We start from the raw sequence: 22907 nt of genomic DNA on the forward strand, positions 1-22907 counted from the left end.
GATCCCGACTGCTGTTCAGAAGCACGGAGGCGCCAGTCGGGTCGGCCGGCGCCTCCGTGTGGTGCCTCTACTCGGCCGGGTCGCTACCGGCGTTCGCGCGCGCCTTGGTCGTCCGCTTCTTCGCGATCGGTGCCGATCCCGCATCATCGCTCTTGGCGCGCTTCTGGCCCAGACCGATAGACTTCGCCATCGCGCTGCGCGCCGCAGCATAGGCCGGCGCCACCATCGGGTAATCGGCCTTCAGGCCATAGCGCTCCCGATACTCCGCCGGCGTCAATCCATTGGTGCCAAGATGCCGTTTCAGAGTCTTGTACCGCTTGCCATCGATCATCGAAATGATGTGATCCGGCGACGCCAGAGACTTGCGTACCGAGACGGCAGGATTGAACTCCTGAGCTGCTGCCGCTTCGGGCTCGGCCGGCGCATCAAGCCCCGTCACGGCCGCATGCATTTTCTGTAGAACAGCCGGCACATCGTCCGCGTTTACGCGAGTGTTCGGATTGGCGAGCCAAGCCATCGTCAACTCGGTGGCTAGTTCCACAGCGTTCATTTCATCTTGCAAAGCATGTTCCTTTTTCGGGTCGCTCCCGCACAGGTGACCTAGGTTAGCCGGAGCGGAAGATCAACGTGCGGTAGGATGAATATTGCACCGAGGATGAACAATGTTCGCATCAGCGGTTAACCAGCACGGCGCTAGCTCGCTTCTGCAGCCTGTCTGCAACCAGGCTGCCCTAGTAACTGGCGCCCGCCACCGGTAGCGTATCGTGGCGGGCGCCGCTTTTTGTTGCGGCAAAGCCACCGCTGCGACCTTCGAAACATCCCTCTTCTATTAAGCAGGAACCTTCAGACCGGATCACCGTCGCTCGCGCATAGCATTGGCCATGACAGCGCAATTGAAGCCCCTGCCCGCCTGGCTCGATCTGGATGAGCGCCGAGCCGACCGCCGGCGGATGAACATCGCAGCTTTCCTGGAGACCCAAGTGCACCCGACGCAGATCGGTGTTCGGGTAATCGACCTATCGACTGATGGCTGTCTACTGGCCGTGCCTGGCGGCCTTCCCCTCGGCCGGTACGTGACACTGATGCTGCCGGGAGCGGTAAACGTCGAGGGTTGGATCGCCTGGTCGAAGGGTGATCAAGCCGGGCTGGATTATGCACGATCACTGCCGACCGCCGTCGTCGAGCAGATCATCGGCGCAAGCGACCAGTCTGCCGTCGATTGACCGAACGATCGGCGTAGCGTGAACTCAGATCCGCAGATTTCCGCGGGTTCCAGCGTTTACGCTACGTCGATCGACGCTACGAACGGTCGAAACGTTAGGTCAGAAAGTGGTGATTTCAGGCGTTTCGCAGTGCGCGAGCGAGGCCGGTGATGCTGCTCGGCGTGCTGCTTCCGCCCAGCCGCGAGGTGGTGCCGATCAGTAGCTCGAAGCCGGAAGCCGTTGTCGCCGTCTGCGCCTCGATCCGCTTTCCCAGAGCATCGGTCTGCCGACCGATCGCCGCGACCATGTCCGCCGTGTTGAACGGCGCCTGTGCCGCCGCCCCGCTCTGTGACGGCGTCAGCTGCGACGCCTGGATCGCGCTCGCGATCGGTGACGAGTTGGCGGCGCGGTATGCGGCGGCATTGTCGTTCGCAGGTGCCAGCGCGGCCTGCTGCGCCGCGGCCTGGACCTGGCTGGTGATCGCGGTCACCGTGCCGCCGGCGTTGGTGATCGCCTTTGCCGTCAGATTCGTGATGTCTGCCAGCTGGTCGAAGTACGTCGACGTCGAGCCGTAGTGCTGCCGCTGGATGTCGAGGAGCGCGCGAGCCTTGTCGCTGAAGTCGTTCTGATCGACCACACCGCCGCCGCGGACGGTATCGGCCAGCGGGTTGAACGCTGCCAGCGCCGCGGCATTGCGCGTCCGGAGCGACAACCCGGTATCGCCCTTGTACCTGAGATCGTCGAGCAGGCCCTGCAGCGTCGATGTCACGTCCTTGGCCGCCGCCTTCACGGCATCGGCGCGCTTCAGGGCGTAGAGCTGTTCGAGCTGCGAATATTCCTCGGTGCTGGCGCCAGCCTCGGCGAAGATGCTCCGCAGACCAGCGAACTGCTTGTCCAGCGCGTCGATCGCGGCCCCGACCGGGTCGGTATAGGTCTTCAGCTCGGTGAACACGCCCTCGAAGGCGAGCGCCTTGTTCAGCTGGGCCTGCAGGTCTGCGCCGGCGGTGATCAGGCGACGTGTCGAGGCGCGCACGCCGTTCAGCACGCCGTCGTTGATGGCATCGCGGATCGCGTAGGCGACCGCCTCCTCTTCGGTCTCGAACGCCTGGACCGAGCCGTTCTTGACGGCGCCCTTGCCAGTCGGGTCGACGCGGTAGGCAGGCGCGCTGTGGCCGGGACGATAGCCGATCGAGACCGCTGCCGATCCGAGCTGCACCCCGAGCGACTGCGCGATCGAGTTGAGGCTGGTGGCGAGCGAGCCGCCGAGCGCGTTGGCCGTCGTCAATTCCTTGCCGCCGCGCCCGCTCGCCGCGCCGGCGCTGGCGACGCCGTTCGTGATGTTGAGGTCCGAGCTCGCGTATTTCGACTTCTTGAACAGGCCGCCGACGGCACCACCGATCGCACCGCCGATGAAGCCGCCGATTCCGGGGAGGATGGCGTTGCCGATCGCGCCGCCGATGCTGGCGCCGAGCTTCGACGATTTGACGCCGAGCGCCTTCAGCAACTGGTCCGACGCCTGCCCAGCACCCACACCCTGCCCGATCGCGGCACCGGCCTGCGAGTTGCCAAGGCTGCGGCCGATCGTCTCGCCGATCTTCTCGTATTCTGGCACGTTGGCGAGCGCGCTGAAGACGCCGCCGGCCTTGCCGCCGACCGCGCCGGCCAAGTAGGTGAGCGGGACCTGGAAGCGGTCCAGCGTCGACGCGATCTTGTCGCCGGTGTTCGCCTTCACCGATAGCCGCAACTGCTTCGACAGCTCGGACAGGTCCGGCTTCAGCGTGGTTTCGGCGAACGGGCTGGGCGTGCCGGCAAAGGGATTGTCCGCGATCGGTCGACCGCCGACCAGGATCTCGTCGGGGCCGGCCTGCAATCCCGAGCGGCTGGTGATGCCGAAGGCGGACGGCGTGGTGGCGAGCTGCGCGAACGACGGAGCGTCGACGGCGAGCGGCCCGCGTGCCGCCGCGGCGCCGGCCTCCAGCTGGGCGCGCGCTGCGGCGCTGAGTTCCTTGGCCGATGCGCGGAGATCGTCGGCCGCGGTATGCAGTGGTGCCGATCCGCGAGTCAGCGCACGCTCGACATTGTCGCCCATGTCGCCGAACAGCTTCACGCTGAGCTCCTGGGCGATGCGGGTCTTGCGGATCGAGGTGATCGCCTTGTCGAGATTGCCGAGCGATCCCTTCTTGAACGGGTCGGTCAACGCCTCGGTCAGCGCCGCCTGCAGATCGCGGGCAGCGCCGACCTGGATGTCGATCAGGCGGGCGTGCTGTTCCGCCTGGCGGGTCAGCTGGTATTCGGTGGCGAGCCGCTGGCGTAGCTGCTCCAGCTGCACCGCGTTCAGCTTGGTGCCTTCGGCCTCGTAGCGGACCTGCTCGCGGATGAGCTCGGCGATGTCGCTGCGGCCTTCGATCTCGGCGCGCAGTGCCGCGGCTTCGCCGGCCGCCAGCCGTTCGTCGCCGGTGAAGCGGCTGTCGAAGCCGGCACGGTCGCGCTTCGCCCGGGCGGTGTCGTAATCGCCGATCGCCGCCTCCTGCGCCGGCGTCCCCTTGCCGAGCTCGACGCCAATGCGCTTCAGCAGCGCGAGCTTATCCTGGAGAGCATCGGCCTCGGTCTCGCGGCCCTGCGAGATCAGGTCAGTGATCACCAGCTGGTCGGTCAGCTCCGCGGTCGCCTGCTCGATCGCGGATTGCGGGGCGGCGTCGACAGTTGCCCGCGCCAGCCGCGCCTTGGCAGCGATCGCCTGCGAGGTGGCGTCGTTGAGCTTGCCGTACTTCGCGATCAGCTCGTCGAGGTCGCGCACCGCGGCCTTGCTCTGGTCGACCAGCGTCGGCGCCTTGTCGAACCGCTCGGCGATGCGCTGCACCTTGTCCGATGCTGCGGCCTGATCCTGGGCGAATGCCTCGGCGTGTCGGCGCAGCGCCGCGGCGTGGGCGTTGGTGGCGCCGGTGGCCCGGATGCTGGCAGTCTCGCCGCGCGACGTCGCCTGCGCCTGCGCATCGGCGGCCGTGATCACCTGGCCGGCGCTGTTGAGCAGCGCCCGCTGCGACGCCAGTCGGGACTTCTCCGCCGGGCTCTTCGCCGCGGCGATCTTGACGTCGAGCGCGGCCAGCTGGTTCGCCTTGTCCTGCCGCGGGATGAAGGTGTCGATCGCGTGGGTATAGGCCGCGAGCGCCTCGGTCTGTGCCCGACGATCTTCCGGCGGCAGGCTCGTCTTCAGCGATGCCCGCAGCTTGCCCGCGGAAGCCTGATAGCCGGCGAGGACGTTGGCGCCGGTGTACTGGTCGGTCACCGCCTGCCCGTTCGCCTGGGCCCGGTTGGTCTGCGCCAGGGTCGACCGCGCCGCCTCCTGCCGCAGCTGGTAGCGCAAACCATCGATCTGCGCCTGGAGCGCCGGGCGGGGATCGTTGCCGGTGATCAGCTGCCCGACGCTGGGCCCGGCGTCTCGCTTCGCCTCCAGCGTCTTGATCTGGTCCTGCAGCGAGCCGCCGGTTGCCATACGGTCGAGCAGCCGGCCGACGAAATCGTATGCCTTGGATGCGGCGAGCTCGATGTTGTGGAGGCCCTGGGCGAAGACGTTGGCGTGCTCGGCGGCGCCGTCGAATGCCGGCTGCAGCTGCTGGAGCAGCACCAGCTGCGCCGAGGTGACATCGCCCTGCTGAACCAGCGTCTGGATGTAATCGGCAGCGGCCTGGCTGACGGTGCCGTACTTGGCGGCGAGATCGTCGGCGCCCTTTGCCGGATCGACGAAGGCGGCGGCGAGCTGCTTCTGTGCGTCCTGCGCCGACTGCCCCGTCGCCGCGGCGAAATCGCTGGTCAGTGCCGTCAGACCCGTGAGCACATCGGCGCCGATCTGGCCGGTCTGCACATAGGCGGCTTCGATGTCACGTGCCGCGGCAACGGTGATGTTGCCCGCCCGCGCCGCGGCGACGGCATTGGCTTCGAGCTGGGCGCCGGTGACGCCGAGCACGCGGCCGCTGCCCTGCGCCAGTGCCGTGAAGCGATCGAGGGCATTGGCATAGGTGAGGTACGCCGCCGCGCCGGCGATCGTCGCACCGGTGAGTGCACCCACCGCTATCGTCGTCGGTGTCAGCAGGCCGAGGACACCGCGCAAGCCCGCCTGTTCCAGCGCGAACACCTGCGCGACCTGCGGGCCCTGCTGGAGGAGGATGCGGAAGGGATCGATCCCGCTGCCGAGCGAGGCGACGATATCCGATGCGGTGTAGACCAGCGTCTGCTTCCGCAGCGTCGATAGCTTCGAGGTGGCCGCGCCCTGCCGCTCGATCGCGCCCGTCGTCGCTTTCAGCACCTCCTGCGTCCGCTGCTCGGCAACCGCGACCTCGGCGAGGCGGGTCGCATGCTGCTTCGCCGCGTCAGCCGCGGTCCGGCTGGCGGTGGCGAGATTGAGGTCGGCGGCGGTGGCGCGCTCCGCGGTGTCGCGGCTGTGCTCGGCGGCGCGGGCAACGGCCTCGAGCTCGGTTGCTTGCGCACGAGCCGCCGCGGCGGCGGCGCGGGCGCCGACCGGGTCTAGCGTCACCGTCGGCCCGGTCTGGCGGGAAAGATAGCCGGCGGCCTGATCGACCTGCTGCCGTTGGAGCGATGCCAGCGCGTTGCCTTCGTTCGCAGCCTGCTGGAACGCCGCGGTGCGGGCGGCGGTCTCGGCGCGGATCCCGGCGATCGCGGCGTCGGCCTGGCGCTGAATACCGGCGAGATACTCATCGCGGGCTCGGGCGCGCTGTGCCGCCAGCGACTGTTCTGCCGAGGCCTGCTCGTTGATCACGCGCTGGAGCGGCGACGACGACAGCCCGGCGAGGGCGGAACGGATGCCGAGCGGGTCGGTCGCGGCCGCCGAGCGCTGGCTGAGCAGCGCCGTCGACGATGCGACGAACTTCTCGACCTCGCGACGCGCACCGGTGAGGTTGAACGCCTCGTTGGCGCGGGCGCCGGCGGCGACGAATGCTTTGCCGGCGCGATCGGCGGAGGCGGTCAGGAACTGCTCGATCCCGCGCGTGGTGCTGTTGAGGGCGCCATCCTCGCGAACCGAGAGGATCAATGGGAAGGTGTTCAGACCATTGGCCATCGGGCGCCTCGGGAGCTGCTGTGCCCGCTGCCCGATCGGCCTGGGCGATCCTACCCAGCTACGCGCGCGCGCGCGACCCGTCCCCTTGCGACTTCTTGCTTATGCTGGCTGGAGCTGGCGGGTGCTGCGGCGGGCGGTCACTCGAAATCGCGAAGCACCCGCCACATCCGCCTAGCCCGTTCTCTTGCCGAAGATGTCGGCGTGTGTCGCGCCGCCCTCACCCAAATGGCATTGCGCAGGGCGTTCGCCCGTATATCGGCACGTCCGTCAGCTGTACCGATCCGCTCAGCGAGCGCTGCTGTTTCAGCCGCGCGCGCCTCCATCGTCATGTGGTGCCGCACCGGCGACTCTATTTTCGCCGCCTCGATCGAGAAGCGTGTTGCCGCTCGGACTTCCGCCACGGCCAGGAACTTGCGCCACATGTACAAGTCCGACCAGATCCCGGGCGGCGCTGGGCTCCAGCCGACTGGCAAGCGATCATATGCTGCTCGTCGATAGCCTGCGCAGGACGGACCGAAAAAGCTCACCAGATCCGTCAGCATCGCTCGGCGCATCTTCGCCGACGCCAAGTCCCCGAAGAGGATCTTCGGACGTCCATCGGGGAAGATCTCGCATTGCAGGAGGTTGCCGAAATCGACTTCGGAAAGCAGCAGGCGAAGCTCGGCCAGGTGGCGAGGGAACCAAAGATCGTCATCCGCAATTTGCGCGACATAGCTCCCCGTCGCCTCGCCCAGCACGACATGCCGATGCGCTTCGCCGTTGCGCTCGCCCTTGGCGAACGGACGAACCTTTATTCGTGGGTCCTCCGCCGCCAGCTGCGTCGCTACCGCCAGCGTTTCCGGCGGAGCGCCATCCAAGATGATGAAGAGCTCCCAATCGGTGATCGTCTGGCTCTGAACCGACTTAACGGCATAGGGGAGCATCGCAGGCGGTCGAACGATTGGGAGCATGATAGTGAAAAGGGGCATCGGCTTTCCTCGCGTGGGCGGAGGCAAAGGTCCAGCGGGTGTCCCAAAATGTTCGCTGAAACGGCTGGATGACGACAGAAGCTCGGGTTACGCAAACGGCAGCTGGATTGCAGCGCCGGATCACTGGTGATCTGCCACGTTTAGTTGGGACAGCCCCATGCACTTTGAGCGCCTCGCAATCTCAGACGTCATCCTCGTCATGCCGACGAGAAACCCAGATCGACGCGGGTACTTCTCCGAGTCCTTCCGGCTCGACAAGTTCCAAGCCGCCATTGGCAAACCCATTACGTTTGTTCAAGAAAATCATCTCTACTCGCCGGGCGCGAACACCATTCGCGGTTTTCACTATCAAGCGGCGCCTAGACCCCAGGGCAAGCTGTTGAAGGTGTTGCGGGGATCGATCCTCGACTTCGCGGTCGATATCCGCCGCGGCTCACCCACCTACGGCCAGTTCGCGCAGGCCCTGCTATCCGTGGAAAATGGCCACCAGCTATGGATGCCGCCCGGCTTCGCTCACGGTTATATGACGCTTGAGCCGGAGACCCACGTCCTGAACAAGCTGACAGACATCTACCACCCGGAAACGGAGGGGATCATTGCCTGGGATGACCCCGATGTAGCGGCGCCATGGCCAGACTTCGGCGCGCCGCCGATCACGTCGGACAACGACACGCGCGGCACTGCGCTGCGCGATTTCGTCTCACCGTTCGTTGTGGCAGCGTAGACTGACGCCTGTCACCTTCGCGTGCCGCTCCGGAGCCAGAGTACATTCACTCCCTCAACCCCGGAAACGACGGCTGGATCAACTCCGGCGGTGTCGGCAGGCACGACATAGCGGCAGGCATCACGAATGCCGCACCTTTGGCACGCGCCTCTTTCTCCAGCCGCCCAGCGCTTTCCGCCACCGTCTTCTTCGCCGCTTCGCACTCCTGCTCTGACGGGTAGCGCTTTCCATCCTGCCCCAGCGTGCCGGCGCCGATCAGCACGAATTCATTGGCCGGAGGCTGGGCGGAGGGCGCGGCCTTGTTGGCGGCATCCATGACCTCCCGCTGCCGCGCCGCCTCCAGCGCGTCGATCCGGTGGGTCTGCTCGGCCAGGCGCTGCTCCAGGACCTCGACGCGAGGATCCGGGGTCGGCTTCGATGACCCGCACGCGGTGAGCAGGGCGGCGATCGGCAGCAGGCGCAGCGTAGTGGTCATTCTGCCTTCAGCCCCCGCTCTACCAGCTGGCGGATAGCCTCGGGTCGAGTGCCAACTTTATGCCGAGCAGCCCAGTCGTCCACTGCGTCGACCATTGGCGGAGGAACGCGCACCAAGATCGGAACGGCGTCGGTCTTCGGGCGACCCCGGCCTCTTTTTTCGATATTGTCTATTGAGTCGTTCACCAATTAACGATATTGGCTAAAGCAGAACGGCGCAAGGGCGTTGGACCCCTCACGCCGTTCCTAACCGCAACCGATCTAAAGGGAGATCGATCATGGCTTCGAACGCCAATATCACACCTGCGCCCGTGCAACAGCCGGGCTTGCGATCGTTCATCGTGTGCGACCGTCTCCCGCTGGGATGCTTGGCAGTGACGATCGCCGACGAACACAACCTTCCACACCTGCGCCCTGGCGACGTCGCCATCATCGATCCGGATGATAAGGAGCCCGCCGAGGGCGAGCTGTTCTGTATCCGCTGGAACGACGGCGGAAGATCGATCGTCGAGCTATGGCAGCGTGCCGGCATATTCGGCTGCGGCCCCAACCGCGAGATGATCGAGACCGTCTGCTGGTTGGCTTGTGGGTGTAATCGACCGCGAACGGCAGACGAGTTGCGTGAATGGATGCGTCTCGGCAAGTCAGGCGGCTTGGTCGACGGCCCCTATGCGACCGAGGGACCGAACGCCTGGTATCTGCCTTAGCAAACTGGTCGGCAAGGTTGTCGGGATCCTCGAGCCGGTCTTCGCCGAGCCGCAGCGATCGCTGACATGATCATCGCCGCAGCCCTTCTCGCCGCGCCGTTCGCCTGCATCGTCACCAAGGTGCACGACGGCGACGGCCCGCTCTGGTGCGTCAACGGCGTGAAGGTGCGCGTCGCCGGCATCCAGGCGCCGGACTTCGAGAGCGCTGAGCCATGCCGACGGCGTCGCGCTGGGTACGTGTGCAACGACGCCGCGGCCGAGCGCAGCCGTCAGATCGTCGAGCGGCTGGTGCTGCGGCAGACGCTGGCATGTCGGCCGGTCGATCGCAGCTACAAGCGGGTGGTGGCGCGGTGCACGCTGCCCGACGGGCGCTCGCTCAGCTGCGCGGTGATCGCTGCTGGCGCCGCGGTGCGGTGGGTTCTGTACTGGCGGCGGTACCGAATGGGTGATTGTCGCTGATGTCATGTTGGCAGAGGTTCAGGGGAAATCCGCAATCATGTTGGATTTGGCTCATGGTGTTGCCAGATGCTGCCCGAGACACGCCGACCCAAAAAAGCGGCCAGCACCGAAATGCCGACCGCGAAAGGTGTTAGGAGAGGATGCCTGAAAGGCGTGCGATCTGTGCGCTGCAGCAGAGGTATAAGCACATGCGTTAAATGACTTATTAACCGATGTCGCTGCAGCTGCGCGCCCACCTTGACCGGAGACGCTTAACGCTCGCGTGCCGGCATACCTGCGTTCTAAGCGGCAAGCCCTCGCACCTGAGCCAATTGCGCGATCTGCTGACTGTTCAGCGTGACTCGAGCCCCCATTTCATCACCCTCCACTACTAGGTAGCAATGCGCCTTGGCACCGCCGTCTAGCCCAACCCAGCGATTGAGGCAGGCCGCCACCGTCGAGCGCATTGGCTGGTGAATAGATTCGACAAGCGATGCGCTACGGGTGGGTTCGAACGTCGGCATGTGGATCACCTGTTGTATCGCTCGACCCTTCGCACGGTTTTGCTTCGATCTAGTTAACCGCTCATTGAGCATCGAGGCGCCGCGCCGGCAGCTGTGGCATGTCGCATTCATGTTGCACGGACTGGCCGGGAGCCAAACGGAAACGGCGGAAAAGCGTCGGATTTGATGGCAACATGCCGCAGCCGTGTTGCACGCCTCTAAGCATCGCCGCACAGCGCTAACTTATTAGAATATCTGACGAATGTCTGGATGCCCCGCGAGGATTCGAACCTCGATTAACGGAGTCAGAGTCCGTAGTCTTACCTTTAGACGACGGGGCAACAGGCGGGCGCATCTAGGCGGCGAACATGGGGCTGTCAACGCCGTCCGCGCCCTCGCTTGTCGCGCCGACGCCGCTGCGCTACATCGGTCGCCAAGCACCGAGCGCGCCATCGGCGGCGCGTGACGGAAGAACAGAAAAGAAAGTCACGGCGATGGGGGATCAATCCGCCCGACAGCCGTACCGGCAGGATCCACCTGCCCGTCCGGCGCCGAGCCGGCCCCAGCGGGGCCGCTGGTCCGACGCGCAGGCCTTCGCCGCGCTCGATCTCGGCACCAATAATTGCCGGCTGCTGATCGCGCGGCCGCACGGCAACGGCTTCGCGATCATCGACGCTTTTTCCCGCATCGTCCGCCTGGGCGAGGGTGTCGCCGCGACCGGCACGCTGAGCGACGCCGCGATCGACCGCACCATCGCCGCCCTGCGCGTCTGTTCGGACAAGCTGCGCCGCCGCAACGTCACGCTCGCGCGATCGGTCGCGACCGAAGCCTGCCGGCGCGCGACAAACGGCGCCGACTTCATCGCCCGCGCCTACGCCGAGACCGGGATCCATCTCGATATCATCTCCGCGGAGGAGGAGGCGCAGCTCGCGGTGCTCGGCTGCCACGCGCTGATCGAGCCGGGCGAGGACCCCGCGCTGGTGTTCGACATCGGCGGCGGATCGACCGAGCTCGTCCTGATCGACACCGCCGCGCCGATCCCGCGGATCCTCGACTGGCATTCGACGCCGTGGGGGGTGGTGTCGCTGACCGAGCAGGCCGGTGGCGGCGAGGGGCTGGAGGGTCGGGTCGCGGCCTATGCGCACATGCGCTCGCTCGTCGCGGAGAGCTTCGCCGGCTTCGCCGCGCGGTTGCCGAAGAACGTCCGCACGCCGCGGCTGCTCGGCACCAGCGGCACGGTGACGACGCTGGGTAGCGTGCATCTGGGACTGAGCCATTACGACCGCGCGCAGGTGGACGGGTTGATCGTGCCGGCGGCGGCGATGCGCCGGATCAGCACCGACCTGTCGCAGATGTCGATCGCGGACCGCGCCAAGCTGCCCTGCATCGGCGGGGAGCGCGCGGATCTGGTCGTCGCGGGCTGCGCGATCCTCGAAACGATCATGGACCTGTGGCCCGCCGAGCGCCTCGGCATCGCCGATCGCGGTATCCGCGAGGGCATCCTGCGCCGGCTGATGGGGAGCCCCCGGCCATGAGCCGCGGTGGGTCGGGCGGCAAGACCCGCGTCCTCACCGCGCGCAAGCGGACCGCGCAGTCGACGCGCTGGCTCGAACGCCAACTCAACGACCCCTATGTGAAACGCGCGAAGGCCGAGGGCTATCGCAGCCGCGCGGCGTACAAGCTGATCGAACTCGACGAACGCTTCGCTTTCCTGCGCGGCGCCAAGCGGGTGATCGACCTGGGCATCGCTCCCGGCGGCTGGAGCCAGGTCGTCAAGAAACGCTTGCCCGCTGCGGTCGTGGTCGGGATCGACCTGCTGCCGGTCGATCCGCTCGACGGGGTGACGATCCTCGAGCTCGATTTCATGGCCGACGAAGCGCCCGACCAGCTCCGCGAGGCGCTGGGCGGCGCGGCGGATCTGGTGCTGTCGGACATGGCGGCGAACACCGTCGGCCATACCCAGACCGATCATTTGCGGACGATGGGCCTGGTCGAGGCCGCGGTCGAATTCGCGTGCGAGGTGCTACGGCCGGGCGGGGCGTTCGTCGCCAAGGTGCTCGCCGGAGGTGCGGACAGCGACCTGGTGACCGTGCTGAAGCGCAACTTCACCGCGGTCAAGCACGCCAAGCCGCCCGCCAGCCGCAAGGGGTCGTCGGAATGGTATGTGGTCGCCCAAGGCTTCAAGGGTCGCGCGCGGACGGAGGAAGTTGCGCCGCGCGACTAGCAAGGTGGCTCTTCGCAGCCCACCTTCCTCGCGATGGCCGGACTCCAGACTGGCTAGCGTCGCGGCTCTAGGACCAACAATATAGGTGCTGGATCCCCGCGTTCGCGAGGATGACCGAGCGAGAAGGCGTCCCTTACAGATACGACAAGAGCCGCGGCATCGCGGCCGCGGCTCTCGTTAGATCGACCTTACGCGCGGATCAACCGTCGTAATCGGCACCCAGATTCTGGTTGCGCGGCGGCGCGGCGGCGGTGAGGCGGAGTGCCTCGGCCGAGGCGGCGAGGCTGCCGACGGCGTCCGCCTCGTCCTCGTCGTCGATCTGCACCCGCTGCAGGCTGGAGATCACCGAATCCTCCAGATGCGCCGGGCGCACCGTGACCTCGGCGATCTCGCGCAGCGCGACGACCGGGTTCTTGTCGCGATCGCGGTCGATCGTCAGCTCGGCACCGCCCGAAATCTGCCGCGCGCGCTGGGCCGCGAACAGCACCAGGTCGAACCGGTTCGGGATCTTGTCGACGCAATCTTCGACAGTGACGCGCGCCATGGACGCTTTCCTTCGCAAATACCGCTGAATTGAAGAGCGGCCATCTAGGTCGGCGCCCTCGCCGAGTCAAGGAAAACGGCCTTGCCGCCCTGCCCGCGACGCGGCATCGAAGCGCGATGGAGACGCCGCCCCCGCAGCCGAGCTTTACCGTCGACGGCAATCGCCTGACGCTGCTCGACACCGGCCCGCGACGGCTCGACGCGCTGATCGCGCTGATCGACGGCGCCGCGCACCGGCTCCGCATCCTCTATTACATCTATGCCGACGACGATGCCGGGCGCCGCGTCAACGCCGCGATGGTCGCCGCGGCCGGGCGCGGCGTCGCGGTGTCGCTGATCATCGACGGCTTCGGCAGCGAGGACACCGATCCCGCCTTCTTCGCGCCGCTCCACGCGGCCGGGGTGAAGATCTGCCGCTTCTCGCCGCGGTTCGGCCGGCGCTACCTGCTGCGCAATCACCAGAAGCTGGCGCTCGCCGACGAGGACAGGATCATCATCGGCGGCTTCAACGTCGAGGACGATTATTTCGGCACCCCGGAGGACGCCGCGTGGCAGGATCTCGGCCTGCTCGTCGAAGGCCCTGCCGCGGGGCGGATGGCGGGCTATTTCGACGCGCTGCACGATTGGGTGACGGCGGCGAAGGGGCGGCTGCGTCCGCTCAACCGCGCGCTCGCGCAGTGGAGCGAGACCCAGGGCACGACCCGCTGGCTGATCGGCGGCCCGACGCGCAAGCTGTCGCCCTGGGCCAAGGCGCTGCGCAACGACATGGGGAGGGCGACGCGGATCGACCTGATCGCGGGTTATTTCACGCCCAGCCCCTCGCTGTTGCGGCGGCTCGACAAGGCGGGCAAGCGCAGCGCCGGGGTGCGCGTCGTCACCGCCGCCAAATCGGACAACAACGCGACGATCGCGGCGGCGCGCTTCACCTATGCAGGGCTGCTGCGGAACGGGGTCGCCCTGTTCGAATACCAGCCGTCGAAGCTCCACACCAAGCTCTACGTCGTCGACGACGCGGTCCATATCGGATCGGCGAACTTCGACATGCGATCGCTATTCATCAACCTCGAACTCATGCTGCGGATCGAGGATCGCGCCTTCGCCGATCATGTCCGCGGCTATGTCGACGGCGAGATCGTCAAGTCGCAGGCGATCACCCCCGAATGGTACAAGGCGCAGGCGGGACCGATCCAGCGCCTGCGCCAGTTCTTCGCGTATCTGCTGATCGCGGTGGTCGATCCTGGCCTGTCGCGGGGGCTGAACTTCGGGATCGACGAATAGCGCTGGAGAAGATGGGTCGCGCGGGGACGCGGAGATCGTACGCACGGCGCGACGTCGATCCTGCCTCGCGCACCGCGCGCCTGCTGCTGTCGATGATGGAGGCTGCTGCCGCTATACTGGGGCGGCGATGATCGTCCTACTCCCCTCCCATTCAGGGGAGGGGCTAGATTCGCGCGATCACCAGCCGTTTGACCCTCCGCGTCACCACGGCGCCGCGCGCACCACCTTATTGCAACGCCAGAAGGGTCAGTCCTTCCAGGCCCAGTACAGCTGCGCCGGGGGTACGTTCCACCATTCCATGTCGTGGTCGATTTCGCCGAAATGCGGGGTGAGGAAGTCCTTCACCTTGGGCGAGAATTGATAGACCAGGAACGCGCCGCCGCTGCGGATCACCCGCGCGGTGGCTCCGCCGATCGCGGCGCCGACGCCGGGCGGCAGCGTCGAGAAGGGCAGGCCCGACAGCACGTAATCCGCCGAATCGTGGCCGTGATCCTTCACGATCTGTTCGACATCCGCCGCCGAGCCATGGACCGCGACGAACCGCGAATCGGTGATGATGTGGTCGAGGTAGCGGATGAAGTCGGGATTGGTGTCGATCGCGATCAGCGTCGCGTCGGGCGCCATCCGCTCCAGGATCGGCCGACAAAAGGTGCCGACGCCGGGGCCGTATTCGACGAACAGCTTGCACGCGCCCCAATCGACCGGCGCGAGCATCTTTCGGATCAGCTTGTCCGACGACGGGATGATCGAACCGACCATCACCGGATGCTTGATGAAGCCCTGGAAGAACATCGATACCGGGCTTGGTACGCCGGCGGGGCGGGATCGGGCACGCCGGGCGGCGGTGGTCGAGCTGGGCATCGGCATCCTTGTCGATCGTGGACCCGCGCGACCTGATGGAGGTTGCGGGCGAAACGAGGTCGCATCCCCGTCGCACGTTTCCCGAACGCGTTTCAAGACACAGGGTTGCATTGCCGCCCCGCCGCGGGACCGGCGGCGTCTTGCCACGGGCCCGCAACCGCGTAAGCGACGGCGATGCACGACGAACGCACCGGGCAGATCGCAGTGATCTTCATGTCGCATCGGCGCGACGCGGACGAGGCCGGCTATGCCGCCGCCGCGTCGGCGATGGAGGCGCTCGCCGCGTGCCAGCCGGGGTTTCGCGGCGTCGACAGCGTGCGCGGCGCCGACGGCATCGGCATCACCGTCAGCTACTGGGCCGATGACGCCGCCGCGATCGCGTGGCGCGACCAGCCCGATCACGCGGCGATCCGGGACCAGGGCCGCGCGCGCTGGTACGACCGCTATCGGATGACGATCGCGCGGGTCGAACGCGGCTATGGCTGGACGCGGCCATGACGCTCGCGGCGAGGATCGACCGGCGGTTCGCGCTGATGTTCCTGGTGATGCTGACGATCGCGGCGGGCAACACCGCGCTGCAATCGGTGCTGCCCGCGCTCGGCCGGTCGCTGGGGGTCGCCGATCGCGCGGTGGCCGCCGCGTTCTCGGTCTCGGCGCTGCTATGGGTGATCGCCGCGCCGTTCTGGGCGAATCGATCGGATCGGCATGGCCGACGCGCGATGATCCTGCTCGGCATGGGCGGGTTCGCGGTATCGCTGACGCTGTGCGGGATCTTCCTCGCCGCCGGGATCAACGGCTGGATCAGCGGCACCGCGGCGTTCCTCGCCTTCATCGGCGGGCGGCTGATCTACGGCACCTTCGGGTCCGCCGCCCCGCCTGCAGTCCAGGCGCTGGTGGCGGGCGAGACGACTCGCGAGGAACGCACCAAGGCACTGACCCTGCTCGCCTCCGCGTTCGGGCTCGGCACGATCCTGGGCCCGGCGATCGCGCCCTATCTGCTGCTGGGCACGATCGGCGGGATCGAGATCGGGCTTGCCGGACCTGCCTTCGCCTTCGCGCTGTTCGGGATCGCGGTGTTCTTCACCGTGCGGACGATGCTGCCCGACGATCGCGCGCCGCTGATCACGACGCATTCCGCCTCGTCGGCCTATCCGTCGATCGGCGGCGCGCCGACCGGGGCGAGCGTCGCGGCGGCGACCGAATCGCACAGCGAGAAGGTCGGCTACACCGATCCGCGGATCCGCGGCTGGATGATCGCCGGGCTGGTGATGGGCCATGCGCAGGCGATGACCAGTCAGGCGATCGGCTTCCTCGTCATCGACCGGCTGAACCTCGCGCCCGCGCTGGCGCTCGAGCCGACCGGGCTGGTGCTGATCATGGGTGCGGGCGCCGCGCTGCTCGCACAATGGGGGATCATCCCGCGGCTGAACCTGGGCCCACGCCAGCTGGTGCTGTCGGGGCTGGTGATCGCCGCGATCGGCACCGCGCTGACCGGCATCGCCACCTCGCTGTACGGCATCGCCACCGCCTATGCGCTGGCGAGCCTGGGCTTCGGCTTCACTCGGCCGGGGTTCACTGCGGGATCGTCGCTCGCGGTCGGGCCGGCGGGGCAGGGCTCGGTCGCGGGCAAGGTCACCAGCATCAACGGCGCCAGCTTCGTGCTCGGCCCGTCGATCGGCGTCGGGCTGTACGAGGCGCAGCACTCGCTGCCGTATCTGGCAGCGGGTGCCGCGCTGGTCGTGCTGTTCATTTACAGCTGGCTCGCGCTGCGGGATCGCGCGGTCTAGATCGGTTCGACATCCTGTGGGTTGATCGAGCCCCTCCCCTTCAGGGGAGGGGTGAGTAGTAGAGGCCCTAACGGCTTCGGCGCCTACCCCTCCAGCACGAAGGTCAGGCTCATCGTCCGCCATGCCTCGACCGGGATGCCGCCGCGTGTCGCCGGCTTGAACCGCCATTTGGACAGCGCCCGGTCGAGCGTGACCTGCCAGAACGCATCGCTGGTCGCAGCGAGTCGCTTGGCCTCCTTCACCCGGCCGTCGATGCCGATCAGGACGCGGATCGAGACCCGCCCCTCGCGCTCGGCACGGCGTTCGGCGGCGGGATAGATCGGCTGGAAGTCGCGGGCATAGCGCGCATCGACCGCGGGCTCGATGAAGGTCATGGGCGGCGGCGGCAACGGCGGATCGATCACGGTGACGCCGGGATCGGCGCCGATCGTCGGGCCGACCGGCGGCGACGGATCGGTGGTCGCGGTGAAATCGGTCGTCGGGTTGGTCGGAACCGTCGGGATGGGCGTGGTGATATGCTCGGTCGGGCGGTTCACCTGGGTGACCGGCTTCTCGATCTTCTCGGGCGGCGGCGGCTTGACCGGCGGCACGGTGTAGGTGGTCAGCGGGTCGTCGGTGTGCGGCGGCGCGATCAGCGTCGGCACCGAGAACATCAGCGCCGCGACGAACGCCGCGTTGATCGCGATCGCGGCAGTCAGCCCGGCGGGATTGAAGCGGGTCCCTTTGGCATTCCGGTCGGCGTACATGGTCCGTCTCCTTCATCTCCTGGCAGTCTCGGCACGACTCGCCGATAAATGGATGCTACATTATAACATCACGTCGTCAAGCAGAGCTTCAAGGTCGAGAGTGTCAAGGCGCAACCGTTCTCCGGCAGGGGGTATTGGTCAGCCCAGCCGCTGCAACGCCCGGTCGCGGCCGATCAGCGGCAGCAGCGCCGCCATGTCGGGCCCGTGGTCGCGGCCGGTCAGCGCGCGCCGCAGCGGCAGGAACAGCGCCTTGCCGGTACGCCCCGTCTCCGCCTTCAGCGCCGCGGTCAGCGCGTGCCAGGGATCGTCCGACCAGATCATGTCCGCCACGACGCCCCGTGCGCGGTCCAGATACGCGCGGACATCCGCGTCCACCGCCGGCGGCTCGATCGGCCCCTCGATCACCTGCCACCAGTTGGCGGCGTCGGGGACCACCGTCAGGTTCGGCCGCACCGCCCTCCATTCCGCCTCGCTCATGCCCGAGGGCAAGCGTTCCTTGACCGCATCATAGTCGAGCTGGTGGACGATCCGCGCGTTGACCTGCGCCAGTTCGGCCTCGTCGAACCGCGCCGGCGCGCGCCCGAACCGCGCGAAGTCGAAGCTCGCGATCAACGGCGCCGCGTCGACCAGCGGCTCGACCGGGTCGCTGGTCCCGATCCGCGCCAACACGGCACGTAGCGCCTGCGGCTCGATGCCCGCGGCCCGGAAATGCTCGACCCCGAGCGAGCCGAGCCGCTTCGACAATTTGCCCTCGCTGCCGGTCAGCAGCGCGGCGTGCGCGAAGGCGGGGGGCGGCGCGCCCATCGCCGCGAACATCTGCAGTTGCAATGCGGTGTTCGAGACGTGATCCTCGCCGCGGACGACATGGCTGATCGCGAGGTCGATATCGTCGATCGCGGAGGGCAGCATGTACAGCCAGGATCCGTCCGCGCGCCGCACCACCGGGTCGCTCATCGTCGCCGGATCGAACCGCTGCGGCCCACGCACGAGATCGGTCCACTCGATCGGCGCATCGTGATCGAGCCGGAACCGCCAATGCGGCCGCACGCCGTCCGCCTCCAGCGCGGCCCGCGCCGAGTCGCTCAGCGCCAGCGCGGCGCGATCGTACACCGGCGGCAGCCCGCGCCCGAGCTGTACCTTGCGCTTCAACGCGAGTTCGTCGGCGCTCTCGTAGGCAGGGTAGATCCGACCCGCCGCGACCAGATCGGCGAAGCGCGCCTCGTACAGCGCGAACCGGTCCGACTGGCGCGCTTCCGCGTCCGGGGTCAGCCCCAGCCAATCAAGATCGGCGCGGATCGCGTCGACGAACCGTTCCTCGCTGCGCTCGGCATCGGTGTCGTCGATCCGCAGCACGAACCGGCCGCCGGATTTGCGCGCGAACAGCCAGTTATGCAGCGCCGCACGAATATTGCCGACATGGAGCATGCCGGTCGGCGACGGCGCGAAGCGGGTGACGGTCGTCATGCCGATGTCGCATAGGCGCCGTATCGAGGGCGGCAACCCCCTTCCGCTCCCCCGAAGCCAGGACTAAGGCGGCGCTCCACGGGTGGGGAATGCGCGCATGAAGCTGATGACCGGCAATTCGAACCTGCCGCTCGCGCAGGAGATCGCGGCCTACCTCGAAAGCCCGCTGACCGAGGCGCTGGTGCGGCGGTTCGCCGACGAGGAGATCTTCGTCGAGATCCAGGAGAATGTCCGCGGCGAGGACGTCTTCGTGCTCCAGTCGACCGGCTATCCCGCCAACGACAACCTCATGGAATTGCTGATCATGATCGATGCGCTGAAGCGCGCGTCGGCCAAGCGCATCACCGCGGTGATCCCCTATATGGGCTATGCCCGGCAGGACCGGAAACCCGGCCCGCGCACCCCGATCTCGGCCAAGCTGGTCGCGAACCTGATCACCGTCGCGGGCGCCGACCGGGTGTTGTCGGTCGATCTCCATGCCGGGCAGATCCAGGGCTTCTTCGATATCCCGACCGACAACCTCTACGCCGCCCCGGTGATGTCGGCGGACATCAACGCGCGGTTCAAGGGCAAGAACCTGATGGTCGTCTCGCCCGACGTCGGCGGCGTGGTCCGCGCGCGGGTGCTGGCGAAGCGGCTCGACAACGCTCCGCTCGCGATCGTCGACAAGCGCCGCGAGCGCGCCGGCGAATCGGAGGTGATGAACATCATCGGCGAGGTCGAGGGCCGCTTCTGCATCCTGGTCGACGACATCGTCGATTCGGCGGGCACGCTCTGCAACGCCGCCGCCGCGCTGCGCGAAGCCGGTGCCGAGGACGTGATCGCCTATGTCACCCACGGCGTGCTGTCGGGCGGCGCGGTGGCACGGGTCGAGGGTTCGGCGTTGCGCGAACTGGTGATCACCGATTCGATCGGCAACCACGAATCGATCGCGACCTGCCGCAAGATCCGCCATCTGGCGATCGCACCGCTGCTCGGCGAAGCGATCAAGCGGATCGCCGACGAGACCAGCGTGTCGAGCCTATTTGACTGAGCAGGGCGCAGGAACGGCCACGACCGTCCCGGTGCGCGCCACGCGCAGCGCCCGGCACGGCCGGCGGGTCGCGTGCGACCCGTCCGAAGGCGGCTTTGCCGTCGTCGCTGCTGGGGAATCGTGGCCGCTGGCGTCCGATGGAAGCCGTGCCATCGATGTGTCCGCTTCAGCAGAAAGGTCGTTTCGAGGATCTCTGCCTGTAGGCGCGATCTCCGCGATCCTTACCCTGCCCGGCAAATGCAAGAAGCCCAATCCACTACAAGCGCCGCCGGCAAAGCCGCCGTCGAACGGGTTCGGCCAGAGCCGACCCGTCGGCCGGGCTTGCGCTGCACTTCGCGTATCGGCGCGAGCGTGCCCGCGCCTGCGCTGCGCTCAGCGCAGCGACAGCGCCACGATATGGTCGAACACCGCAGGATGGAGCGGCTTGGCGAAGGCGCAGCCATATTTATACCGGTCGCGCCAGGCGACCACCGCCTCCAGCGCCGCCAGGCCGGGCAGCGTCAGCCACACGATCGTTCCCGGCCACAGCGTGAAGCTGGTTTCGGCGCGAAAGCCCGAGCGCGACAGGTCGGTCACTTCGATCTCGAACCGGGTCTGGCCGCGATCGCGCAGGTGCGCGCGCATCCTCACCGACTTGCGCAGCGCCCGCCGCGCGTCGTCGTCGACTAGATCATAGGGCTGGGCGAACGTCGGCTGTTCCATGGCCATGGCTTGCCATGCGAGTGGTTAGCGTTCAGTAAATGCCTCGTCTTGCGTACTTTCTTTCGGCGCCCGCACACCGCGACGGTCCCGTCGCTTCAGCTCCGCCTTCAGCGACTCGGGACGTGGCGCGACCAGGAAGCCGAAGCTTACCGTGCCCTCGCGCGTCTCGACCACGTGATGCAGGCGATGCGACTGGACGATTCGCTTCATGTAAGGCGATTTCGGCAGATACCGGGTCGGGATGCGGTTGTGCACGATCACGTCGTGGAAGCCGAAATAGATCGCCCCGTACGCCGCGACCCCCGCGCCGATCCACACGAACCCGTTCCACCAGCCGAGCTGCAGCCCGCCGAAGATCAACAGGAACGACGGCACCGCGAAGATCGCGGCATAAAGGTCGTTGAGTTCGAAATGCCCGGTCCGCGGACGATGATGGCTTTCATGGAGGAACCAGCCGATGCCGTGCATGATCCAGCGATGCGCGGCATAGGCTACGCCTTCCATCAGCGCGAGGGTGGTGACGAAGAGCAGGATACCGATCGGCCAGGTCATCCGCGCCATATAGGTACGCGCGGCCGCTAACGCGAGCGCCGCCGCACAGGTTGCTGCACTGCCCATGCGCGCCCCGGGGGTGGATTCGCAGCCGCAACCGTGCTTTAGCCGAGCCATTCCCGATCTTCGAAATGGCGGAGCCGCCCCCAATGAACATCCATGAATATCAGGCCAAGGAACTGCTCGCCAAGTTCGGCGTCCCCGTGCCCGCCGGCTATGCCGCGTTGAGCGTCGACGAGGCCGTCGCGGCCGCGGCCAAGCTGCCCGGGCCGCTCTATGTCGTGAAGGCGCAGATCCACGCCGGTGGCCGCGGCAAGGGCAAGTTCAAGGAACTCGGCCCCGATGCCAAGGGTGGCGTCCGCCTCGCCAAGACCGCCGACGAGGTCCGCGCCGCCGCGACCGACATGCTCGGCAACACGCTGGTGACGATCCAGACCGGTGATGCGGGCAAGCAGGTCAACCGCCTCTACGTCACCGACGGCGTCGACATCGCCAAGGAATTCTACCTCGCGCTGCTCGTCAACCGCGCGACCGGGCGCATCTCGATGGTCGCCTCGACCGAGGGCGGCATGGACATCGAGACGGTGGCGCACGACACGCCCGAAAAGATCCACGCGATCGACATCGACGCCGCGACCGGCTTCATGCCGCATCACGGCCGCGCAGTTGCCGCGGCGCTGGAACTGACCGGCGATCTCGCCAAGCAGGCGGCGTCGACCGCGTCGAAGCTGTACGACGCGTTCCTCGGCACCGATGCCGAGCAGATCGAGATCAACCCGCTCGCCGTCACCGAGGACGGTAAGCTGATGGTGCTCGATGCCAAGGTGGCGTTCGACGGCAACGCGCTGTTCCGTCACAAGGACCTGCTCGAGCTCCGCGACGAGACTGAGGAGGATCCCGCCGAGCTGGAAGCGTCGAAGTACGACCTCGCCTATATCAAGCTCGACGGCGACATCGGCTGCATGGTCAACGGCGCCGGCCTTGCCATGGCGACGATGGACATCATCAAGCTGAACGGCATGTTCCCGGCCAATTTCCTCGACGTCGGCGGCGGCGCCAACAAGGAGAAAGTCACCGCGGCATTCAAGATCATTCTCGGCGATCCCGCAGTGAAGGGCATCCTCGTCAACATCTTCGGCGGGATCATGCGCTGCGACATCATCGCCGAGGGCATCGTCGCCGCGGCGAAGGAAGTGAACCTGTCGGTACCGCTGGTGGTTCGCCTCGAAGGCACCAACGTCGAACTCGGCAAGGACATTTTGTCCAATTCCGGCCTCGCCATCGTTGCGGCTAACGATCTTGGCGATGCGGCGAAGAAGATCGTCGCCGAAGTGCAGAAGGCGGCGTAAAGGGACTGGATGAACGACAACGTCGAAAATCTGATTGTCGAACGTCTGAAGCGGTTTCAGGGGTCGCTCCAGCGGATCGATCGCAAGCTGGGCGAGCTGACGACGCGGCAGTCGGCAACCCACGCCGCAGTGATCAATTTGCGACGGGATCAGGTCAACGACGCCGAGATTTCGGCGCATCTCCAGGTACAGTTCGACGGCGTGAAGGATCGGCTGGAGCGCGTCGAACATCGGCTGGAGCTGAAGGACTGACATCCGCGCAACGCGGCACGAACGCC

At 67.1% G+C, this 22907-nt stretch carries 23 protein-coding genes and 1 tRNA gene; 12 read left to right on the top strand and 12 right to left on the bottom strand.

Translation table 11 applies throughout. The annotated features are described in order from the left end of the window. Nucleotides 1-67: 67 nt before the first annotated feature. Nucleotides 68-517 carry a MucR family transcriptional regulator gene (locus ACT009_RS11600; protein WP_445191236.1) on the bottom strand — a complete coding sequence of 150 codons (450 nt, stop codon included), beginning with the start codon at nt 515-517 and terminating at the stop codon, nt 68-70. 364 nt (nt 518-881) lie between these two features. Between ACT009_RS11600 and ACT009_RS11605 the strand changes: the two genes are divergently transcribed. Continuing rightward, on the top strand, nt 882-1223 hold the full coding sequence (locus tag ACT009_RS11605; RefSeq protein WP_445191237.1) for a PilZ domain-containing protein: 342 nt from the start codon (nt 882-884) through the stop codon (nt 1221-1223). 115 nt (nt 1224-1338) lie between these two features. Here the strand turns inward: ACT009_RS11605 and ACT009_RS11610 are convergent, their stop codons facing one another. Together ACT009_RS11610 and ACT009_RS11615 are read right to left on the bottom strand one after the other, a co-directional pair. Further along, nucleotides 1339-6276 (bottom strand): phage tail length tape measure family protein, encoded by a 4938-nt coding sequence (locus tag ACT009_RS11610; RefSeq protein WP_445191238.1) that lies wholly within the window; start codon nt 6274-6276, stop codon nt 1339-1341. 137 nt (nt 6277-6413) lie between these two features. Further along, nucleotides 6414-7244, bottom strand: a complete 831-nt coding sequence (locus ACT009_RS11615; RefSeq protein ID WP_445191239.1) for a glycosyltransferase family 2 protein — start codon at nt 7242-7244, stop codon at nt 6414-6416. A 157-nt stretch (nt 7245-7401) separates the two neighbouring features. Between ACT009_RS11615 and rfbC the strand changes: the two genes are divergently transcribed. Beyond that, nucleotides 7402-7968, top strand: coding sequence for a dTDP-4-dehydrorhamnose 3,5-epimerase (gene rfbC, locus ACT009_RS11620; RefSeq protein WP_445191240.1), 567 nt, complete (start codon nt 7402-7404; stop codon nt 7966-7968). 46 nt (nt 7969-8014) lie between these two features. On the opposite strand, the gene ACT009_RS11625 is transcribed toward rfbC, so the two are convergent. Beyond that, nucleotides 8015-8443, bottom strand: coding sequence for a hypothetical protein (locus tag ACT009_RS11625; protein ID WP_445191241.1), 429 nt, complete (start codon nt 8441-8443; stop codon nt 8015-8017). 277 nt (nt 8444-8720) lie between these two features. Here ACT009_RS11625 and ACT009_RS11630 point away from each other — a divergent pair, with 277 nt between their 5' ends. Continuing rightward, a complete protein-coding gene (locus ACT009_RS11630) occupies nt 8721-9149 on the top strand; it encodes a hypothetical protein (protein WP_445191242.1) in 429 nt (142 codons plus the stop codon). Nucleotides 9150-9215: 66 nt separating this feature from the next. Continuing rightward, nucleotides 9216-9608, top strand: coding sequence for a thermonuclease family protein (locus ACT009_RS11635; protein WP_445191243.1), 393 nt, complete (start codon nt 9216-9218; stop codon nt 9606-9608). A gap of 281 nt (nt 9609-9889) precedes the next feature. On the opposite strand, the gene ACT009_RS11640 is transcribed toward ACT009_RS11635, so the two are convergent. Then, on the bottom strand, nt 9890-10111 hold the full coding sequence (locus ACT009_RS11640; RefSeq protein ID WP_445191244.1) for a hypothetical protein: 222 nt from the start codon (nt 10109-10111) through the stop codon (nt 9890-9892). 246 nt (nt 10112-10357) lie between these two features. After that, nucleotides 10358-10431 (bottom strand) — tRNA-Gln (locus ACT009_RS11645). 153 nt (nt 10432-10584) lie between these two features. Here ACT009_RS11645 and ACT009_RS11650 point away from each other — a divergent pair. Together ACT009_RS11650 and ACT009_RS11655 are read left to right on the top strand one after the other, a co-directional pair. Next, on the top strand, nt 10585-11625 hold the full coding sequence (locus ACT009_RS11650) for a Ppx/GppA phosphatase family protein (protein WP_445191245.1): 1041 nt from the start codon (nt 10585-10587) through the stop codon (nt 11623-11625). After that, nucleotides 11622-12314, top strand: coding sequence for an RlmE family RNA methyltransferase (locus ACT009_RS11655; protein WP_445191246.1), 693 nt, complete (start codon nt 11622-11624; stop codon nt 12312-12314). The genes ACT009_RS11650 and ACT009_RS11655 overlap by 4 nt, the downstream gene beginning before the upstream one ends. Before the next feature lie 199 nt (nt 12315-12513). Here ACT009_RS11655 and rpoZ read toward each other — a convergent pair whose 3' ends face one another. Then, entirely contained in the window at nt 12514-12858 is a 345-nt protein-coding gene (rpoZ, locus tag ACT009_RS11660) for a DNA-directed RNA polymerase subunit omega (protein ID WP_375421659.1), read from the bottom strand. Between the two features lie 116 nt (nt 12859-12974). Here rpoZ and ACT009_RS11665 point away from each other — a divergent pair, with 116 nt between their 5' ends. Further along, the gene (locus tag ACT009_RS11665; RefSeq protein ID WP_445191247.1) at nt 12975-14135 is read left to right on the top strand and encodes a phospholipase D-like domain-containing protein; all 1161 of its coding nucleotides are present in this window, start codon (nt 12975-12977) and stop codon (nt 14133-14135) included. Between the two features lie 246 nt (nt 14136-14381). Here the strand turns inward: ACT009_RS11665 and ACT009_RS11670 are convergent, their stop codons facing one another. After that, a complete protein-coding gene (locus tag ACT009_RS11670) occupies nt 14382-14996 on the bottom strand; it encodes a class I SAM-dependent methyltransferase (RefSeq protein WP_445194076.1) in 615 nt (204 codons plus the stop codon). A gap of 174 nt (nt 14997-15170) precedes the next feature. Here ACT009_RS11670 and ACT009_RS11675 point away from each other — a divergent pair, with 174 nt between their 5' ends. Next, entirely contained in the window at nt 15171-15494 is a 324-nt protein-coding gene (locus ACT009_RS11675; RefSeq protein WP_445191248.1) for an antibiotic biosynthesis monooxygenase, read from the top strand. After that, nucleotides 15491-16783 (top strand): MFS transporter, encoded by a 1293-nt coding sequence (locus tag ACT009_RS11680; RefSeq protein ID WP_445191249.1) that lies wholly within the window; start codon nt 15491-15493, stop codon nt 16781-16783. Before ACT009_RS11675 ends, ACT009_RS11680 begins: the two co-directional genes overlap by 4 nt. Before the next feature lie 83 nt (nt 16784-16866). Here the strand turns inward: ACT009_RS11680 and ACT009_RS11685 are convergent, their stop codons facing one another. Then, nucleotides 16867-17529, bottom strand: coding sequence for an energy transducer TonB (locus ACT009_RS11685; RefSeq protein WP_445191250.1), 663 nt, complete (start codon nt 17527-17529; stop codon nt 16867-16869). A gap of 138 nt (nt 17530-17667) precedes the next feature. Beyond that, complete coding sequence (locus ACT009_RS11690; protein ID WP_445191251.1) at nt 17668-18993, bottom strand: glutamate--tRNA ligase; 1326 nt, start codon at nt 18991-18993, stop codon at nt 17668-17670. 97 nt (nt 18994-19090) lie between these two features. Here ACT009_RS11690 and ACT009_RS11695 point away from each other — a divergent pair, with 97 nt between their 5' ends. Continuing rightward, nucleotides 19091-20026 carry a ribose-phosphate pyrophosphokinase gene (locus ACT009_RS11695; protein WP_445191252.1) on the top strand — a complete coding sequence of 312 codons (936 nt, stop codon included), beginning with the start codon at nt 19091-19093 and terminating at the stop codon, nt 20024-20026. Between the two features lie 372 nt (nt 20027-20398). Here the strand turns inward: ACT009_RS11695 and ACT009_RS11700 are convergent, their stop codons facing one another. Together ACT009_RS11700 and ACT009_RS11705 are read right to left on the bottom strand one after the other, a co-directional pair. Next, nucleotides 20399-20734, bottom strand: a complete 336-nt coding sequence (locus ACT009_RS11700) for a PilZ domain-containing protein (protein ID WP_445191253.1) — start codon at nt 20732-20734, stop codon at nt 20399-20401. Nucleotides 20735-20752: 18 nt separating this feature from the next. Beyond that, nucleotides 20753-21280 carry a sterol desaturase family protein gene (locus ACT009_RS11705; protein WP_445191254.1) on the bottom strand — a complete coding sequence of 176 codons (528 nt, stop codon included), beginning with the start codon at nt 21278-21280 and terminating at the stop codon, nt 20753-20755. Between the two features lie 149 nt (nt 21281-21429). Here ACT009_RS11705 and sucC point away from each other — a divergent pair, with 149 nt between their 5' ends. Both sucC and ACT009_RS11715 read left to right on the top strand, forming a co-directional pair. Further along, a complete protein-coding gene (gene sucC / locus ACT009_RS11710; RefSeq protein WP_445191255.1) occupies nt 21430-22629 on the top strand; it encodes an ADP-forming succinate--CoA ligase subunit beta in 1200 nt (399 codons plus the stop codon). 9 nt (nt 22630-22638) lie between these two features. Next, nucleotides 22639-22881 carry a hypothetical protein gene (locus ACT009_RS11715; RefSeq protein WP_445191256.1) on the top strand — a complete coding sequence of 81 codons (243 nt, stop codon included), beginning with the start codon at nt 22639-22641 and terminating at the stop codon, nt 22879-22881. Nucleotides 22882-22907: the final 26 nt, after the last annotated feature.

It is taken from the genome of Sphingomonas sp. Tas61C01, assembly GCF_052567495.1.

Bases quoted from the DNA above. Each gene is read 5' to 3' on its own strand.
- ACT009_RS11600 (WP_445191236.1), bottom strand. From the start codon at position 517: ATGGCTTGGCTCGCCAATCCGAACACTCGCGTAAACGCGGACGATGTG.
- ACT009_RS11605 (WP_445191237.1), top strand. From the start codon at position 882: ATGACAGCGCAATTGAAGCCCCTGCCCGCCTGGCTCGATCTGGATGAG.
- ACT009_RS11610 (WP_445191238.1), bottom strand. From the start codon at position 6,276: ATGGCCAATGGTCTGAACACCTTCCCATTGATCCTCTCGGTTCGCGAG.
- ACT009_RS11615 (WP_445191239.1), bottom strand. From the start codon at position 7,244: ATGCCCCTTTTCACTATCATGCTCCCAATCGTTCGACCGCCTGCGATG.
- rfbC (WP_445191240.1), top strand. From the start codon at position 7,402: ATGCACTTTGAGCGCCTCGCAATCTCAGACGTCATCCTCGTCATGCCG.
- ACT009_RS11625 (WP_445191241.1), bottom strand. From the start codon at position 8,443: ATGACCACTACGCTGCGCCTGCTGCCGATCGCCGCCCTGCTCACCGCG.
- ACT009_RS11630 (WP_445191242.1), top strand. From the start codon at position 8,721: ATGGCTTCGAACGCCAATATCACACCTGCGCCCGTGCAACAGCCGGGC.
- ACT009_RS11635 (WP_445191243.1), top strand. From the start codon at position 9,216: ATGATCATCGCCGCAGCCCTTCTCGCCGCGCCGTTCGCCTGCATCGTC.
- ACT009_RS11640 (WP_445191244.1), bottom strand. From the start codon at position 10,111: ATGCCGACGTTCGAACCCACCCGTAGCGCATCGCTTGTCGAATCTATT.
- ACT009_RS11650 (WP_445191245.1), top strand. From the start codon at position 10,585: ATGGGGGATCAATCCGCCCGACAGCCGTACCGGCAGGATCCACCTGCC.
- ACT009_RS11655 (WP_445191246.1), top strand. From the start codon at position 11,622: ATGAGCCGCGGTGGGTCGGGCGGCAAGACCCGCGTCCTCACCGCGCGC.
- rpoZ (WP_375421659.1), bottom strand. From the start codon at position 12,858: ATGGCGCGCGTCACTGTCGAAGATTGCGTCGACAAGATCCCGAACCGG.
- ACT009_RS11665 (WP_445191247.1), top strand. From the start codon at position 12,975: ATGGAGACGCCGCCCCCGCAGCCGAGCTTTACCGTCGACGGCAATCGC.
- ACT009_RS11670 (WP_445194076.1), bottom strand. From the start codon at position 14,996: ATGCCCAGCTCGACCACCGCCGCCCGGCGTGCCCGATCCCGCCCCGCC.
- ACT009_RS11675 (WP_445191248.1), top strand. From the start codon at position 15,171: ATGCACGACGAACGCACCGGGCAGATCGCAGTGATCTTCATGTCGCAT.
- ACT009_RS11680 (WP_445191249.1), top strand. From the start codon at position 15,491: ATGACGCTCGCGGCGAGGATCGACCGGCGGTTCGCGCTGATGTTCCTG.
- ACT009_RS11685 (WP_445191250.1), bottom strand. From the start codon at position 17,529: ATGTACGCCGACCGGAATGCCAAAGGGACCCGCTTCAATCCCGCCGGG.
- ACT009_RS11690 (WP_445191251.1), bottom strand. From the start codon at position 18,993: ATGACGACCGTCACCCGCTTCGCGCCGTCGCCGACCGGCATGCTCCAT.
- ACT009_RS11695 (WP_445191252.1), top strand. From the start codon at position 19,091: ATGAAGCTGATGACCGGCAATTCGAACCTGCCGCTCGCGCAGGAGATC.
- ACT009_RS11700 (WP_445191253.1), bottom strand. From the start codon at position 20,734: ATGGCCATGGAACAGCCGACGTTCGCCCAGCCCTATGATCTAGTCGAC.
- ACT009_RS11705 (WP_445191254.1), bottom strand. From the start codon at position 21,280: ATGACCTGGCCGATCGGTATCCTGCTCTTCGTCACCACCCTCGCGCTG.
- sucC (WP_445191255.1), top strand. From the start codon at position 21,430: ATGAACATCCATGAATATCAGGCCAAGGAACTGCTCGCCAAGTTCGGC.
- ACT009_RS11715 (WP_445191256.1), top strand. From the start codon at position 22,639: ATGAACGACAACGTCGAAAATCTGATTGTCGAACGTCTGAAGCGGTTT.